Raw genomic sequence first — 15,190 nt, forward strand, 5'->3', positions numbered from 1 at the left:
ATTTAACCGATGCTGCTAAATCTCAACCCGGATCGGTTTGCCGTTCGGCGAACATCATTTTTTGCAATGCGCGTATCGTGCCTGAGGGGGACTGAAGATGGCGGTTGATTTGTCGATGTCGGTGCTGGTGGTGGATGATTACAACACCATGATCCGCATCATTCGCAATCTTCTGAAGCAGCTTGGCTTCGAACATATCGACGATGCCAGCGACGGGTCGATGGCGCTCGAGAAGATGCGCCAGAAGAAGTATGGCCTCGTGATCTCCGACTGGAACATGGAGCCGATGACCGGCTACGACCTGCTCAAGGAAGTCCGTGCCGACCCCAACCTGTCGCAGACCCCGTTCATCATGATCACGGCGGAATCGAAGACCGAAAACGTGATCGCCGCCAAGAAGGCCGGCGTGAACAACTACATCGTCAAGCCGTTCAACGCGGCGACGCTGAAGACCAAGATCGAAGCCGTGTTCCCGGACGCCGTGCCGGCGTAAGAACTGATTTCAGTCGAGAGAGTTTTGCGAATGCCCGGCCGATGTGCCGGGCATTTTTGCGTTTAAAGAGCTAGATCCGCTTGTCATCCCCGCGAAAGCGGGGATCCAGTACACACAGGCCTTTCAAAAGAAACGCTGACGTTCGTGTTTACTGGATCGCCCGGTCAAGCCGGGCGATGACAAAATGAGCCTTTGATCACCACTTCAACTCCCGCATCAGCGCCTTCGGCGGATGCCCGAACAATTCCTTCACCTCAGCCGCATTCATCTGCTCCACGCCGTCAAAATCTCCGGCATGGATGCCGCGGGTGACGAACAGCAGGTCGATGCCGTAGCCATGCGCGCCGGCGAGGTCCGTGCGCACGCTGTCGCCGATCGCCAGCACGCGGCCGAGCTCCGTGTCCTTGCCGCGGCTCGCCTTGGCCAGCGCCATCGCCCGGTCATAGATCGGCCGGTGCGGCTTGCCGTAGAAGATCACCTCGCCGCCCATCTCGCGATAGAGTTCGGCCACGGCACCGGCGCAGTAGATCAGCCGGTCGCCGCGCTCGACGATGATGTCCGGATTGGCGCACACCATGGTGAGCTTTTTCGACAGCGCCTGCTGCATCATGTCGCGGTAGTCTTCGGCGGTTTCGGTCTCGTCGTCGAACAGGCCGCTGCAGACGATGTAATCGCTCTCCGTGAGCGGCACGAGCTTCACATCCAGGCCGCGATGGATCGACGAGTCGCGATCGGGGCCGATCAGGTGCATGGCCTGGCCCGGCCGGTCGGCGACGAAATTGCGGGTCAGGTCGCCGGACGAGACGATGGCGTCATAGCAGTCGTCGGGCACGCCCAGCTTGCGCAGCTGCCGCTGCACCGAATCCGCCGGGCGCGGCGCATTGGTGATCAGCACAACGGTGCCGCCCTGGCCGCGGAACGTATGCAGCGCTGCGCAGGCATCCGGGAACGACTCCAGCCCGTTATGGACGACGCCCCAGATGTCGCTGAGAACGACATCAACCTGGCCGGTGAGGTCGCGCAGACGCTCGGCGAAACGCAAAGTGGTCATGGATTAAGGTGCCGATCAGTTCGGACCGGTGGCGCGGCGGGCCAAGGCAGCGAGGCCGCCATTGCGCGGCGGTTCGCCCCGTGGGGCGGCGCTGGCTGGCCGTGCCGGGCTCACGGTTCCCGTGGGAGCCTTGGCAGGCGAAGTTGCCGCGGCTCCGTTAGCAGCCGGGGTTTCCGGGCGCAACGGCCGCGGGGCTGCGAACAGGAAGCCCTGGCCGAAGCGGACGTCGAAATCGAGCAGGTCCACCACGGCGCGCTCGCCCTCGATGCGGTCGGCGATGAGGTCGATGCCGAAGCGGCCGAGCAGATCGGAGAGATCGCCGGCATGGATATCGGACAGCGAGGCCTGTTTCGGATCCAGCAGCAGCGCCGCCGGCACCTTGATGAAGCGGACGCCGCGCTCGGCCAGTTCGCGCGGCTCGATGCGCAGGTCGGTCACATGATCGATGGAGAAGCGGTAGCCGCGCTGGGACAAAGCGGCGAGGTGCTCGCTTTCCACCGCGCCGAGATGGCGGAACGTGCTGTGCTTGAATTCGAGGATGAAGGAGGGCGCCAGCGCGCGATTGGCATCGAGGAAATCGATGAACTGCGCGAAGGCCACCGGGTCCGACAATGTGGACTTGGCCACATTGCAGAACACGCCGACATCCTTGTTGCGCACCATCAGGCGGCGCAGCACCTGCATGCTGCGCAGGAGCACGCTGTGGTCGATCTCCTGCATCAGGCCGGCGGCTTCCGCCGGGCCGATGAAATCGTCGGCGACGATGATCAGGTCCTGCTCGTCGCGCAGCCGCGAAATGGCCTCGTAGAAGCGCACCTTGCGTTGCGGCAGCGTCACCACGGGCTGCAGATAGATGTCGATACGGTTCTCGTTGATGGCGCGGCGGATGGTGTTCGCGAACTGGATGTCGTCCTGCGATGGCGAGGTCACGGCCGGCTTGGCCGCAGGCGTCACTGTATCTTCGGCAACCTCGACCGCGAGCGGCATGGGGGGCGGCGTATTGATCACCTTCACCGGCGGATTCGGTGGCGCGATGGCTGTCGGCATCGGTTCTGGTGCCGGCGGGATCGCGGTCAGCATGTCTTCATGGGTGGCGACCGAATGGGCGAGCTGCCGCATCATCGAACCGAGTTCGCCGATCTCGCCCATCACCCCCTGGATGCGGTCCTGATGGGCCGTATTCGACGTGTTCAGCTTGGCTTCGAGCGCGGCAAGACGGCGACCATATTCGGCGACCTGGCGGGCGAGGTCGGTGGTGCCGCGGGAGAGGTCGGAGATCTGGCCCGAGGCCTCTGCGCGGTCTTTGATGCGCAGCGACACGGCATTGTAGAGGATCATGATGGTGAGCGCGGCGAGGCTGGCGATCGCCGCCTCCTGGCCGGAGACCTTCGCGACCATATGCAGCACGGCGCCGAGCGAAGCCGCGATCAGCACCATGCAGATGCCGACGAATATCGTAGAGATGCGAATCATGACGCGCGCGGCACCCTGGTCCAAATGTCCTTGTGCGGCAGGCGCGCTCGATGGCCGCCGCTAAATATTGGACCAGCTTACCATTATTGCTGATTCGGACACGAGGCCCCGCCGCCATGCCGCGGGTGCTTTTGCACCGCTTAAGTGCTGGCCCGGCCCAGCGTATCCGCCATGGTGGCGCCGCGGGCGCCCATCGGGCGGCCTGGGCCGACGGTGGTGTCCGTGGCGGTCTGATGCTCGATCTCGGCATTCAGCTCCGCCCCGCACAGCACGATGATGGCCGACATCCACATCCACATCATCAGGCCGATGGCCGCGCCGAGCGAGCCATAGGTGGCGTCGTAATTGCCGAAACTGGACAGGTACCAGGACAGTAGCAGCGAGCCGGCGAGCCACAGCACGGCGGCGGCGATGGTGCCGGTGCCCAGCCATTCCCACCGCGCGCCGGGCCGGCTGGGCCCGAACCGGTAGAGCAGGCCGAGGGCAAGGATCACCACCAGCAATAGCAGCGGCCAGCGGGCCAGGCTCACCAGCAGCTTGCTGTCCTGCGCGAGGCCGATGCTGTCCATCGCCAGCGGGAAAGCGACCACGGCGCTGATCATCAGCAGCAGGGCTGCGATGCCGCCGGCGGTGAAGGCGAGGGACAGCGCATTCAGCTTGATGAAACTGCGCTTTTCGCGCTCGTCATAGACGACGTTGAGCGCATCGATGACAGCCTTTACCCCGGCATTGGCGCTCCACAGCGCCAGCGCGATACCGAGCAGGAAGGTAAAACCGAGGCTGGCCGGCCCCTTGGCCAATACGCGCGCGATCTGGTCCTGCACGATCTGGAACGAGCCGGCGGGCAGCACCATGGCCAGGGTCTGCAGGTTGTCCGAAATGGTCGAGGTGTCCGCGAACAGGCCGTAGCAGGAGACCAGTGCTGTGATGGCGGGAAACACGGCGAGCAGGCCGTAGAACACGACGCCTGCGGCGATGGCGAGCAGGCGGTCCTCGTTGATCTGCTCATAGGTACGCCACAGGATGTCCGTCCAGCCGGCGCGGGGGATTTCGAGGGGGGTGGTGGAATCCCGGCCGCGACCGGGTTGCGCGAGCTCGACAGGAGCGGGCGGCGGTTGGCGATCGCGGCGCGATCGTCGTGGCGCCGTCAGGCTCTGCACAGCCAGCACCGTGGCCGTGGTGGCGGCGACCAGCCACAGGCTTTCGGCATCGATCCGGCGACGGCGCATCAGCTGTCTGCTTTGGCCTGCTTGCGCGGCGGGGTGATGTCCTTGGCGAGCTGGTGACGGCGGGTCAGCGCCCAGCCTGCCAGTGTCGCGGCCAGAAGGAGCCCTGCCTTGACCGGGCCATTACCGCCGGCCGTGGCCACGCGCGAGCGCGGCTGCGTGCTCGGCTTGAATTCGGCAGGCTGGTTCGCCCGCTGCGCAGGTGACCCAGATGGCCGTGCGGGGGTCGCATGGACGGCCACGCGCAGCCGGCTGCCCAGCGTGGGAAACTGCCGCGCCGGCTTTTTCAGCCGGGCGGCGGCTAATCCGGCGAAGATCGCAGCGAGCAGGAGCAACAATCCTCCCGTGACGCCAAAGGCCGGAAACAGCCCGTATTTGATCTCCACCCAGCGAAACAGCGCGGCAGCGCCCACCAGCAGCGTGGCGATCAGGAAAATTCCTGCGGCGGCATAGAGCCCGGCCGCGGTGGCATAGGACACGGCCATGCTCGTGCCCTGTTCGCTCCGGTCGCGCAGATAGGACGATGTCGCGCGTTTGACCTGATCGAGCTTGAGCGTCAGGCCGGTACGGGCGAGCGCGCTGACGAGCGGTGACATGGGGATGGCCTCGTTGCTGGCCCGGCCGATGCAGCCGGTATCCAAAAAGGAACTAGGACCAAAAAGGATGGTTCCGCCGCCTGCATGGCTGCCAATGCGTCGCATGCCGGTTCTTGCCGGTTCCTGCCCGCGCTGGTACCACGCGCCCATGGCTGACAAACCCAAAAAACCGCAAAAACTCCGCGCGCGCCTGCCGCGTGGCCTTGGCGACCGTGGCCCGGCAGACATCGCTGCCACGCGCCGCATGACCGACACCATCCGCGAGGTCTATGAGCGCTACGGCTTCGAGCCGGTCGAGACGCCGACCATGGAATTCACCGACGCGCTCGGCAAATTCCTGCCCGATCAGGACCGGCCGAATGAGGGCGTGTTCTCGTTCCAGGACGATGACGAGCAGTGGATCTCGCTACGTTACGATCTGACGGCGCCGCTCGCGCGCTATGTCGCCGAGCACTGGGACGCGCTGCCAAAACCATATCGCAGCTACCGCGCGGGTTACGTCTATCGCAACGAGAAGCCGGGTCCCGGCCGCTTCCGTCAGTTCATGCAGTTCGACGCCGATACGGTGGGCTCCGGCTCGCCGGCAGCGGATGCCGAGATGTGCATGATGGCAGCGGATGCGATGGAGAAGTTGGGCATTCCGCGCGGCTCTTATGTGGTGCGCGTGAACAATCGCAAAGTGCTCGACGGTGTGATGGAGAGCATCGGTCTTGGCGGTGACGATCAGGCCGGCCGTCGTCTTACGGTGCTGCGCGCCATCGACAAGATGGACAAGTTTCCCATCGACGAGATCAAGAAACTGCTCGGCCCCGGTCGTTGGGATGGCGGTGAGGAAGGCAAGGGCGACTTTACGAAGGGCGCCGGGCTTTCAGCAGACGATTCCGAAACGGTGTTGCGCAGTCTCGACGCGACGAGTGCGCCGACCGCAAAGCTCGATAGCTCCGAAGCCTACAAGCAGGGCCGGGCTGAACTCGACGAGATCGCAAAGCTGATCACCGCAGCCGGCTATGGCGAAGATCGCATCAAGATCGACCCCTCGGTTGTACGCGGTCTCGAATACTATACCGGCCCCGTCTACGAAGTTGAGCTCACGCTCGAGACCAAGGACGAGAAAGGGCGCCCGGTGCGCTTCGGCTCGGTCGGCGGCGGTGGTCGCTATGACGGCCTTGTCTCGCGCTTCCGCGGCGAGCCGGTGCCCGCCACCGGCTTCTCCATCGGCGTCTCGCGCCTGCAGGCCGCGCTGACGCTGCTCGGCAAGATCGACACCAAGCAGCAGCCCGGTCCCGTTGTCGTCACCGTGTTCGGCGGCGAGATCGCGGATTATCAGGCGATGGTCGCAAAACTGCGCAATGCCGGCATCCGCGCGGAGCTGTATCTCGGCAATCCCAAGCATGCGCTTGGTCAGCAGATGAAATATGCCGACAAGCGCAACTCACCGCTCGCGATCATCCAGGGTTCGGATGAGCGCGCCGCGGGCAAGCTGCAGATCAAGGACCTGATCGCCGGCGCCGGTCTCACCGAGATCAAGGATCGCGAGGAATATCTTGCGAAACAGGCCGAGGCGCAGATCGAGATCGCGGAAACGGATCTGGTCAGCGCCGTTCAGACGCTGCTTGCCAAGCATGGCGTGAGCTGGAGCGCGTAGGGCGGATGAGGCGACTTGTCCGCCATAGCTCGAAGAGCGACGGCGTAAGCCGTCATCCGCCGGCCGAGCTTGTGGGACGAAGGGCGGCGGATTACGCTTCGCTCATCCGCCCTACGATGAGCGTGAAATGAAAAAGGGAGACACCAATGCCTGAGATCACCGTGAGCATGGCCGCCGGCCGCACCGACGAGCAGAAGAAGGGCATGATGCTCGACATCACCCAGGCGCTGGTCAAAAATCTCGGCGTCGCCGCCGATGCCGTCACCATCCAGATCAACGAAGCGCCGCTACATCACAAGATGAAGGGCGGCAAGACGTTTGTGGAACGCGCCGCAGAAGCTGCAGCAGCGGCGAAGAAGTAGTTTTGGTCGTTGCGCTCTTGTGTGAGCGCCTGCATTCATCTCGAAATGTCATCCCTGCGAAAGCAGGGATCCAGTAGACACCAGCGTCTCGGCTTGAAGCGCTGGTGCTGGTGTTTACTGGATCGCCCGGTCAAGCCGGGCGACGACAGGTTGAGTGTCGTCGCTCGCCCCCATCACCCGAACACGGCGACATTCTGCCGGCTCGCCATGATCGGCGTGCCGCTGCGATTCCACAGCGTCATCGCCTGGCTCGAATAGCCACTCGCGATCTGCTCGGCCACGTTATGGATCAGCCACCAGCCATCGTCAGTCGCGATTTCGTCCGTCAGCATGTCGATCGCCCAGGTCATGGTGGAGATCGGCGACGGCGTTTTTGATCGCGCGGAGGCGGCCGGCGGTGGCGCATCGGCGAGCGCCAGCAATGCCACGAGCGATGGCGCGATGCCCGCCTCCTTGTGGCGCAGCCAGAGCGACATCTGCGGATCGTCGCTGCCGCTGAAGGGCGGCGAGCCCGAGACGAAACGCCCATCGATATGCTGCGCGAAGCTCAGGCTGGCCGGCGCGTTGCGGAAGAAGTTCGGGCAGGTGTCGGGATCCTTCAGCTCCGGCGTGCCAATGGCCACATGCTTGAATGCGGACTCGCGCGCGGCGCCAAAACAGAACATCGCGCGCGTCGCGAGGCCGGCTTCACCAATGAGATCGACGCTCGCGAACAAGGTCGATTTGCCCCGGCGCAATACGCTGGCCTTGAGCTGCAATGCGCCCGCGGCCGGGCCGATAAATGCAATCTGCGCCGAGCGCAGCGGCGGCACAGCACCGAATTCATTGAGTGCGGCCTGCATGCAGAGCGCAGAAGCGAGTCCGCCATAAACGGTGCGGCCCTGCAGCCAGTCGTCGCTGACGCTGACGGTCCAGCCGTCGCCGGCGCGCGCCATGCCGGCCATCAATGCGGTAAATTCAGTCATGCGTCGTTTCCCCGACCGTTCCTTGTTGGATGATTGCCATCATCTATAGCGGGGAATGCGGGGAGGGGGAATATGGCAGAGGTCGTAGGGCGGATGAGCGAAGCGTCATCCGCCGTTCTTCGCCACATACAGTCGGCAGGCGGATGACGGCTTCGCCTCATCCGCCCTACAAATCCGCAAGCCGCTTACTTCGGCTGCCCCGCGCGCATCTTCTGCATGTCCGAAATGTTCATCTTCATGCCGCCGGGCATCACGATATCGCCGGGCTTCTGGTCGGCCTTGCAGGCGCTGATCCATTTGGCCTGGATCGTGGTCACCATGTCCGGCGGCAGGTTGCCGCCGGTGGATTTGGCGGTGGTCTTCACCGTATAGGCAGAATTGAAATCACCGGTGGCGTCGATATGGCTGGTCACGGTGGCGTCGCCGATCGTGCAGACGCTGTCGCCGATATAGCTGTTGCCGGACTTCGTCATCTCCTGCCTGGAGCATTTCGCCGCGTCCGACGACATCCTGTTCATCTGCCGATCGACCGTCTCATCGGTGCATTGCTGCATCACCATCGGCGGTGTCACGGTCTTCGACACGCCGGTGATCTGCGTGGTCAATTCCCACAAGCCCGCTTTGCGGATCGGCATTTGAACGCTGTCGGCAAATGCCGGCGCGGTGCTGCACAAGAGGGTGAGAGCGATCAGGCTTGCGCGCTGAGTCATGGGATGCCTCCGATATCCTGTTGCGATGACGCATGGGACCGGCTTTACGGCATCCGATTATGTCTTTTGTGTTATCGCGCGTTTGTACGCGTTGTACTTGCAGGACTTGTAGGATGGGTTGAGCGTCAGCGATACCCATCACCGCAAGCGTCCGGCAGCGATGGGTATCGCTTCGCTCAACCCATCCTACAGCCGCGGAGTTTTAGTACTTCACGCTGAGCGGACGCTCGTTTGCGCCATAGGGCACCCAGCGGCAGGAGAACGAAAAGTAGCCGCCATATTCGTTCTGCGCGCCGAGGAATTTAACGACCTTGCCGTAGCGCGCACAGTGATCGATGGCGAGCGCACGAATGTCGGTCTGGTTGATCAGCGAGGTGGAGATGATGCCGCCGGTGTCGTTGCCCTTGAAGGAGGGCACCCATTGGGCCGAAGCACTGCTAACGGCCGCGCCGCTCATCGCTGCAGTCACGCCCATCGCCAAAATCGCCAGCCGAATCGTCCGCATCACCGTCTCCTTATTCTCGAAGCGGCACCTTAGAGCCCCAAGGCGACGGTGGAAAGAACGCGCGGCATGATCTGACGGAGTTGTGCGCAGGGTGTTGCAGCGGTGCACTTGACCCCGCACGGCCTTCGCGGCACGGTCCCGGAACCTTTTATCCAGCCGGCGGATTCCCCATGCGCACCCTCAACTCGATCCTGAAGAAAGCTGCTTTCGCCGCTGTCGCCGGCATGGCGTTGTTCAGCGCCGCGCCGAGCGCCCAGGCTGCCAACCTGCTCGAGATGAATTTCGGCCTGTTCGGACCGAATTACGAAGGCAAGGTCGGCTCCTGCGAATCCGCACTGTGGAAGATCACCTACCAGTTCAAGGACAAGGAAGCGGATTTCTGGAATTCCTCGCTGCAATTCACCGGCTTCACCCATGTGCGCGAGACCGCTTTCCGTCCGTGGGCCTCCGATAACATTCCGCGTCGTTTCTGCAGCGCCGATGCCACCTTCACCGATGGCAAGCAGCGCCAGGTGCATTATTCGATCATCGAGGACGGCGGCTTTGCCGGCTATGGCGATGGCGTCGAATGGTGCGTCACCGGCCTCGATCGCGACTGGGCCTATAATCCGAAGTGCCGCGCGGCGAAGTTCTGAGATTTCGTATTTGGCCCGGATGGCGCGGCCGTCCGGGCTATTTCTTTCGCACTATTGTTCTTGAATTGTTCTTGAGGCCTGACTAGGCTCGCGCCAGTACAGGGGTGGGGCGCGTCATGGTTCAGGCATTTCGGTCGGTCGTTTCGCTCGGCATTTTTCTGCTGATCGCACTGGTGGGCAGCAACGCGTCGGCGCAAGACCGGCGGCAAAATGCCCCCGGCGAATTCGACTTCTATGTCCTGTCGCTGTCCTGGTCGCCGTCCTTTTGCGAAGCGGCGCAGGAGCGCGGGAATTCCGGTCGCAATCAGCAGATGCAGTGCGGCGGGCGGCCCTATGCTTTCGTGGTGCATGGCCTCTGGCCGCAATATGACCGCGGCTTCCCGAACTATTGCGAGCGCCCGGCGCCGAGGTTGCCGCGCAATATCATGACCTCGATGCTGGACCTGATGCCGGCGCCGGGCCTGATCTTCAACGAATGGGACAAACACGGCACCTGTTCCGGCCTCGGCCCTCGCGCCTATTTTGAAACCACGCGCAAGGCGCGTGCGGGCGTGAAGATCCCGGATGAGTTCATCGACCTGCAACAGGCCAAGACCATCGCGCCCGAGGCGGTGGAAGAGGCCTTCATCAAGGTCAATCCCGGCCTCAGCCATTCCGCCATCGCCATCACTTGCGAGCGCAATCGCCTGCAGGAGGTGAGGATCTGCATGAGCAAGGATCTCCAGTTCCGCGCCTGCGAGGAAACCGACCGCCGCGCCTGCCGCCGCGACAAGGTCGTGATGCCGCCGGTCAGGGGCGGGTAGGTCTTTTCCTGTCGTTGCCCGGCTTGACCGGGCAACCCAGTAAACACCGGCAGAAGTGCTTGAGCCGCGCATTCGGTGTCTACTGGATCCCCCGCCTTCGCGGGGGATGACAAGTTGAGGGTTGGCGTGACATGGCGTACTCCATCTCCCATGAATTATCGCCACGCCTTCCATGCCGGCAATTTTGCCGACGTCATCAAGCATCTCGTGCTGGTCCGCATCCTGACCCATTTGCAGGAGAAGGCGACGCCGTTCCGGATCATCGACACCCATGCAGGGGCCGGCCGCTATGACCTCACCGGCGATGAGGCGACGCGCACGGTCGAATGGAGCACCGGCATCGCCCGCATGATGCAGTCGAGCTTCTCCGAGGCGGCCGAGAAACTGATTGCGCCCTATCTGGACATCGTCCGCTCCTTCAATCCCGACAGCGATCTCACCACCTATCCCGGCTCGCCGCTGATCGCCCGCGCCTTGATGCGCCCGCAGGATCGGATGGTGTGCTGCGAACTCGAGCCAACCGCGCGCAAGCAGCTCATCTCGGCGCTGCGCCATGACGAGCAGGCGCGCGTGGTGGATATCGATGGCTGGGTCGGCCTGCCCGCTTACGTGCCGCCGAATGAGCGCCGCGGCCTGGTGCTGATCGATCCGCCGTTCGAGGCGAAGGACGAGTTTTCGCGGTTGGCGACGGTGTTTGCGCAGGCTTATGCGAAATGGGCGACCGGCATTTACATGCTGTGGTATCCCGCCAAGAGTCGCCGCGGCACCGACGATCTCGCGCGCAGTGTTGCCGCGACCATTGCGTCATCGGCAACACCGGGCAAATGCCTCCGCCTCGAATTCAGTATCGCGCCGCAAACCGCCGATGGCCCGTTGACCTCCACAGGGCTCTTGATCGTCAATCCGCCGTGGAAACTACAGGACGAGTTGCGGGTGATCCTGCCGCAGCTGGAAAGGCCGCTCGGCGTTGGCGGCGTGGCGCGCTTCCGGCTCGAAAACGTCAAGGCCTAGCTACGTCCTCAACTACCCAAACGACAACTCTCAGGCCGCGTTTCCAAAAACGGTAGTCACCTCAATGGAACCGTACTAAGCTGGTTGCATGACTGGCTTTACGTTCCGCTTCCGCGAATGGTTGCGGCGGAGTGACGTGGCCCAAAAGACCATAATAAGAAACGGCCAAGTTTTCTGAGGGGTGAATGTCCGGTCGGTCGCGGTGCAAGTGCACCGCGGCGGAGCAATGCGGGGAGGGAGTTTCCCGATGGGCATGAGTGGTACGGTCAAGTTCTTCAATGGCGAGCGCGGCTACGGCTTCATCAAGCCGGATGATGGTGGACGCGATGTGTTCGTCCACATCACCGCCGTCGAGCGCGCGGGATTGAAGGATCTGACTGAGGGACAGCGGATCACATTCGAGGTCGAACCCGACAAGAAGGGCAAGGGCCCGAAAGCGGTCGACCTGGTGATAACAGGGTGAGGCGCGCAGCGCGTAGGATGGGTTGAGCGTAGGCGCGCAGCGCCGGAGCGACAACCCATCGGCGGAGACAGCCACATCGTAAGGCAGATGGGTTTTCGCTTCGCTCAACCCATCCTACGGTCGCGTGACGGCAAGAAAAATCCCGGCCGCAGAGCGGCCGGGAGTGGGTCGTCATGGTTTCTTCTAACTTGGAGCTTGCGCTCCGATCCGTGCGTTCGGATCAGAAGTGATAGTTCACGCCGATGCGGACGGTGCCGAAGGACAGAGCATTGTCCGTGGGCAGGGTACCGGTGAGCGTGTAGGTGTTCTTGGACAGATCGACATAGAGATATTCGATCTTGGCGGTCCAGTTCTGATAGATGCCGACTTCGGCGCCGACACCGGCGGTCCAGCCGACCGAGGTCTGCGACTGCTGCAGGCCGTTGGCTTCCGCCTCCAGGCTGCCGAATGCGAGACCGGCGGTGCCGTACAGCAGCACATTGTTGAAAGCATAACCGAGGCGGCCGCGCACGGTGCCGAACCACGGATTGGAGAATTTGTAGGTCGCGAAACGGTCATCGGCGCCGGTGGCAGAAATGTCGCCTTCGAGACCGAACACGACCGCGCCGCTCTGCATGTTGTAACCGGCGGTCGCGCCGCCGACGATGCCCTTCGGCTTGGTCGGGCTGTTGGAGACGCTGCCCCATTCATAGCCAAGGGTGGCACCCAGATACGGGCCAGCCCAGCTATAGGCGTTCAGCGGCTGCTGCACGGTGTACGGCGCGCGCGACCGGTAAGGCAGGTCCGCCGCCTGTGCCGCCGTCGTGCCAGCCACCATGACCGCGACTGCCGCGAACGCAAACTTGCTCATCTCAACTCTCCAACACGCGTTACTGCCGTACCCCAGCGGTGCGCTGCACAAAGGCTTAGGGTTACGAAATTCCATCATTTATCGAGACGATTTATCGAGAGTTTTAGATTAAGCGGGTCTTAACGCGTGTGGCCGGCGCTGTATTGGCGTTAAAAAAGTCTTACTTGGGGCAATCGGCGTGGTCGCAAGACTGCCGCAAGTCTGCCCCCGTGCTGCCGCACCAAATGCCGCCGCATGCTGGCAGCAGGCCGCCGTAACGCTTAGATTGGCGGCATGATTCAAGACCCCACCGATCCCCTGACGGCGCCGGATGAGGCGGTGACCGAGCCCGGTTCCACGCCTGCGGACAGGCTGCAGGTCCAGTCCGGCCTGCAGGCGCCGCCGGATGTGGAAGCCGATCCGGCAGAGGATGAGGACGAGGCAGCACTTCCCGACGAAGCCGAGGAAATCGCAGAAGAAATCGTCGAAGGCACGCTGGCTGTCGGCCGCGCGGCCATCGAGCAGGCCGTGCGCCTGGCGCCGACCTCGCCGGGCGTCTACCGCATGCTGAATGCGGCCCATGACGTGCTTTATGTGGGCAAGGCCAAGAACGTCAAAAAGCGCCTGTCGTCCTATGCGCGCCCGACCGGTCAGGTGATGCGCATCGCGCGGATGATTGCCGCGACGTCGGTGGTGGAGATCATTTCGACGGCGACGGAGACCGAGGCGCTGCTGCTCGAAGCAAACCTCATCAAGCAGCTTCGTCCGCGCTTCAATGTGCAGCTCCGCGACGACAAGTCGTTCCCTTATATCCTGATCACCGGAGATCACTGGGCGCCACAGATCGTCAAGCATCGTGGCGCGCAGTCGCGGCCCGGTCGCTATTTTGGTCCGTTCGCCTCGGTCGGCGCGGTGAACCGCACCATCACCGCCTTGCAGCGCGCGTTTCTCGTGCGCTCATGCACGGACTCGTTTTTCGAGAGCCGCACGCGGCCGTGCCTGCTCTACCAAATCCGCCGCTGCTCCGGTCCCTGCACCAACGAAGTCGATTTCCCCGGCTATACCGAGCTGGTGCGCGAGGCGACGGACTTCCTGTCGGGCAAGAGCCGCGCGGTGAAGAAGCTGCTCGCCGACGAGATGGAGAAGGCGTCGGAGGACCTCGCCTTCGAGACCGCGGCGCTCTATCGCGACCGTCTCGCCGCGCTTTCGGCCATCCAGTCGCAGCAGGGCATCAATCCGCGTACGGTGGAAGAGGCGGATGTGTTCGCCATCCATCAGGAGGGCGGCTATTCGTGCGTGGAAGTGTTCTTCTTCCGGACCGGCCAGAACTGGGGCAATCGCGCCTATTTCCCGAAGGCCGAAAAGTCCTTCACGGCGGAGGAAGTACTCGGCTCATTCCTGGCGCAGTTCTACGAGGACAAGCCGCCGCCGAAAATGGTGCTGCTGTCCCATGTCATCGAGGAAAGCGATCTGCTCGCCAGCGCGCTCAGCGTCAAGGCCGGGTTCAAGGTCGAGGTGATCACGCCGCAGCGCGGCGAGAAGAAGGAGCTGATCGTCCATGCGCAGACCAATGCGCGCGAAGCGCTCGGCCGCAAACTCGCCGATACCGCGACGCAGACGCGCCTGCTCGAAGGACTGGTGACGTCACTTCAACTACCGAAAGTGCCGCAGCGCATCGAGGTCTATGACAACAGCCACATCCAGGGCACCAATGCCGTGGGCGCGATGATCGTCGCCGGGCCGGATGGTTTCATCAAGAATCAGTATCGCAAGTTCAACATCAAGTCGGCCGAGACCACGCCGGGCGATGACTTCGCGATGATGAAGGAGGTGCTGCAGCGCCGGTTCAAGCGCCTGCTCACGCCGCCCGCGGAAGGCGAGGCGCCGAAGCGCAAGGATGACGATGTGCCGCTGTGGCCCGACCTTGTCATCATCGACGGTGGCCGCGGCCAGCTCAATGCGGTCAAGGAAATTTTCGACGAGCTGAAGCTGACAGATGTCACTTTGATGTCAGTGGCCAAGGGGCCGGATCGCAATGCCGGTCGTGAGACGCTGTTTTTGCCCGGCCGCGAGGCCATCAAGCTGGAGCCGCGCGATCCCGTCCTTTATTTCATCCAGCGGCTGCGCGACGAGGCGCACCGTTTCGTGATCGGTTCGCACCGCACCCTGCGCAAGAAGGACATCAGGGAGGCCGGCCTGCAGGAAATTCCGGGCATCGGCCCGACCCGCAAACGGGCGCTGCTGCATCACTTCGGTACCCTGAAAGAGATCGAGCGGGCGTCCGTCGGCGATCTCGGCAAGGTTCCGGGCATTTCGACCGAGAATGCGCGCAAGATTTTCGACTTCTTCCATCCCCAGCCGGGCGCCCGATAAGCATGGCGCTCTCCAGGACGTGGCATCTCGTACGCCCTGTTTTGAGGTAA

Annotated in this window: 15 protein-coding genes and 1 pseudogene; 8 read left to right on the plus strand and 8 right to left on the minus strand. The window is 63.2% G+C overall.

Features of this window, described 5'->3' with window-relative positions; genetic code table 11:
• Positions 1-97 precede the first annotated feature (97 nt).
• A complete protein-coding gene (locus AC1RQ5_RS08445; RefSeq protein WP_398467578.1) occupies positions 98-493 on the plus strand; it encodes a response regulator in 396 nt (131 codons plus the stop codon).
• 196 nt (positions 494-689) lie between these two features.
• Here the strand turns inward: AC1RQ5_RS08445 and AC1RQ5_RS08450 are convergent, their stop codons facing one another.
• The 4 genes from AC1RQ5_RS08450 to AC1RQ5_RS08465 all read right to left on the minus strand — a co-directional run bounded on the left by AC1RQ5_RS08450 (position 690) and on the right by AC1RQ5_RS08465 (position 4,839).
• Entirely contained in the window at positions 690-1,544 is an 855-nt protein-coding gene (locus AC1RQ5_RS08450) for a TIGR01459 family HAD-type hydrolase (RefSeq protein ID WP_398476944.1), read from the minus strand.
• Between the two features lie 15 nt (positions 1,545-1,559).
• Positions 1,560-3,017, minus strand: coding sequence for an EAL domain-containing protein (locus tag AC1RQ5_RS08455; protein ID WP_493198214.1), 1,458 nt, complete (start codon positions 3,015-3,017; stop codon positions 1,560-1,562).
• A 140-nt stretch (positions 3,018-3,157) separates the two neighbouring features.
• Positions 3,158-4,246 (minus strand): YihY/virulence factor BrkB family protein, encoded by a 1,089-nt coding sequence (locus AC1RQ5_RS08460; protein WP_493198216.1) that lies wholly within the window; start codon positions 4,244-4,246, stop codon positions 3,158-3,160.
• Positions 4,246-4,839, minus strand: coding sequence for a phage holin family protein (locus AC1RQ5_RS08465; protein ID WP_493198218.1), 594 nt, complete (start codon positions 4,837-4,839; stop codon positions 4,246-4,248). Before AC1RQ5_RS08465 ends, AC1RQ5_RS08460 begins: the two co-directional genes overlap by 1 nt.
• Before the next feature lie 148 nt (positions 4,840-4,987).
• Between AC1RQ5_RS08465 and hisS the strand changes: the two genes are divergently transcribed.
• Together hisS and AC1RQ5_RS08475 are read left to right on the plus strand one after the other, a co-directional pair.
• Positions 4,988-6,484: a histidine--tRNA ligase gene (gene hisS / locus AC1RQ5_RS08470; RefSeq protein ID WP_493198220.1), complete on the plus strand. Its 1,497-nt coding sequence runs from the start codon at positions 4,988-4,990 to the stop codon at positions 6,482-6,484.
• Between the two features lie 146 nt (positions 6,485-6,630).
• The gene (locus AC1RQ5_RS08475; RefSeq protein WP_233024874.1) at positions 6,631-6,846 is read left to right on the plus strand and encodes a tautomerase family protein; all 216 of its coding nucleotides are present in this window, start codon (positions 6,631-6,633) and stop codon (positions 6,844-6,846) included.
• A gap of 173 nt (positions 6,847-7,019) precedes the next feature.
• Here the strand turns inward: AC1RQ5_RS08475 and AC1RQ5_RS08480 are convergent, their stop codons facing one another.
• From AC1RQ5_RS08480 to AC1RQ5_RS08490, 3 genes are all read right to left on the minus strand, one after another.
• Entirely contained in the window at positions 7,020-7,811 is a 792-nt protein-coding gene (locus AC1RQ5_RS08480; RefSeq protein ID WP_493198222.1) for a thioesterase family protein, read from the minus strand.
• Between the two features lie 185 nt (positions 7,812-7,996).
• On the minus strand, positions 7,997-8,521 hold the full coding sequence (locus AC1RQ5_RS08485) for a DUF3617 domain-containing protein (RefSeq protein WP_493198224.1): 525 nt from the start codon (positions 8,519-8,521) through the stop codon (positions 7,997-7,999).
• A 202-nt stretch (positions 8,522-8,723) separates the two neighbouring features.
• A complete protein-coding gene (locus AC1RQ5_RS08490) occupies positions 8,724-9,026 on the minus strand; it encodes a hypothetical protein (protein WP_493198226.1) in 303 nt (100 codons plus the stop codon).
• Between the two features lie 170 nt (positions 9,027-9,196).
• Between AC1RQ5_RS08490 and AC1RQ5_RS08495 the strand changes: the two genes are divergently transcribed.
• The 4 genes from AC1RQ5_RS08495 (at position 9,197) to AC1RQ5_RS08510 (ending at position 11,938) form a co-directional block, all read left to right on the plus strand.
• The gene (locus AC1RQ5_RS08495) at positions 9,197-9,661 is read left to right on the plus strand and encodes a hypothetical protein (RefSeq protein ID WP_493198228.1); all 465 of its coding nucleotides are present in this window, start codon (positions 9,197-9,199) and stop codon (positions 9,659-9,661) included.
• Between the two features lie 116 nt (positions 9,662-9,777).
• Entirely contained in the window at positions 9,778-10,464 is a 687-nt protein-coding gene (locus tag AC1RQ5_RS08500) for a ribonuclease T2 family protein (RefSeq protein ID WP_398476924.1), read from the plus strand.
• A 150-nt stretch (positions 10,465-10,614) separates the two neighbouring features.
• Positions 10,615-11,475: a 23S rRNA (adenine(2030)-N(6))-methyltransferase RlmJ gene (locus AC1RQ5_RS08505; RefSeq protein ID WP_398477009.1), complete on the plus strand. Its 861-nt coding sequence runs from the start codon at positions 10,615-10,617 to the stop codon at positions 11,473-11,475.
• Between the two features lie 247 nt (positions 11,476-11,722).
• Positions 11,723-11,938 (plus strand): cold-shock protein, encoded by a 216-nt coding sequence (locus AC1RQ5_RS08510; RefSeq protein WP_398476922.1) that lies wholly within the window; start codon positions 11,723-11,725, stop codon positions 11,936-11,938.
• Positions 11,939-12,158: 220 nt separating this feature from the next.
• Here the strand turns inward: AC1RQ5_RS08510 and AC1RQ5_RS08515 are convergent, their stop codons facing one another.
• Positions 12,159-12,788: an outer membrane protein gene (locus AC1RQ5_RS08515; protein ID WP_493198231.1), complete on the minus strand. Its 630-nt coding sequence runs from the start codon at positions 12,786-12,788 to the stop codon at positions 12,159-12,161.
• A 405-nt stretch (positions 12,789-13,193) separates the two neighbouring features.
• Here AC1RQ5_RS08515 and uvrC point away from each other — a divergent pair.
• Positions 13,194-15,140, plus strand: a pseudogene (gene uvrC / locus AC1RQ5_RS08520) (excinuclease ABC subunit UvrC); the annotation flags it as partial.
• Between the last annotated feature and the right edge of the window lie 50 nt (positions 15,141-15,190).

It is taken from the genome of Tardiphaga sp. GW821-FHT12E02 (assembly GCF_058807155.1).

Coding starts and splice junctions, on each gene's coding strand:
- AC1RQ5_RS08445 (WP_398467578.1), top strand. CDS start 98: ATGGCGGTTGATTTGTCGATGTCGGTGCTGGTGGTGGATGATTACAAC.
- AC1RQ5_RS08450 (WP_398476944.1), bottom strand. CDS start 1,544: ATGACCACTTTGCGTTTCGCCGAGCGTCTGCGCGACCTCACCGGCCAG.
- AC1RQ5_RS08455 (WP_493198214.1), bottom strand. CDS start 3,017: ATGATTCGCATCTCTACGATATTCGTCGGCATCTGCATGGTGCTGATC.
- AC1RQ5_RS08460 (WP_493198216.1), bottom strand. CDS start 4,246: ATGCGCCGTCGCCGGATCGATGCCGAAAGCCTGTGGCTGGTCGCCGCC.
- AC1RQ5_RS08465 (WP_493198218.1), bottom strand. CDS start 4,839: ATGTCACCGCTCGTCAGCGCGCTCGCCCGTACCGGCCTGACGCTCAAG.
- hisS (WP_493198220.1), top strand. CDS start 4,988: ATGGCTGACAAACCCAAAAAACCGCAAAAACTCCGCGCGCGCCTGCCG.
- AC1RQ5_RS08475 (WP_233024874.1), top strand. CDS start 6,631: ATGCCTGAGATCACCGTGAGCATGGCCGCCGGCCGCACCGACGAGCAG.
- AC1RQ5_RS08480 (WP_493198222.1), bottom strand. CDS start 7,811: ATGACTGAATTTACCGCATTGATGGCCGGCATGGCGCGCGCCGGCGAC.
- AC1RQ5_RS08485 (WP_493198224.1), bottom strand. CDS start 8,521: ATGACTCAGCGCGCAAGCCTGATCGCTCTCACCCTCTTGTGCAGCACC.
- AC1RQ5_RS08490 (WP_493198226.1), bottom strand. CDS start 9,026: ATGCGGACGATTCGGCTGGCGATTTTGGCGATGGGCGTGACTGCAGCG.
- AC1RQ5_RS08495 (WP_493198228.1), top strand. CDS start 9,197: ATGCGCACCCTCAACTCGATCCTGAAGAAAGCTGCTTTCGCCGCTGTC.
- AC1RQ5_RS08500 (WP_398476924.1), top strand. CDS start 9,778: ATGGTTCAGGCATTTCGGTCGGTCGTTTCGCTCGGCATTTTTCTGCTG.
- AC1RQ5_RS08505 (WP_398477009.1), top strand. CDS start 10,615: ATGAATTATCGCCACGCCTTCCATGCCGGCAATTTTGCCGACGTCATC.
- AC1RQ5_RS08510 (WP_398476922.1), top strand. CDS start 11,723: ATGGGCATGAGTGGTACGGTCAAGTTCTTCAATGGCGAGCGCGGCTAC.
- AC1RQ5_RS08515 (WP_493198231.1), bottom strand. CDS start 12,788: ATGAGCAAGTTTGCGTTCGCGGCAGTCGCGGTCATGGTGGCTGGCACG.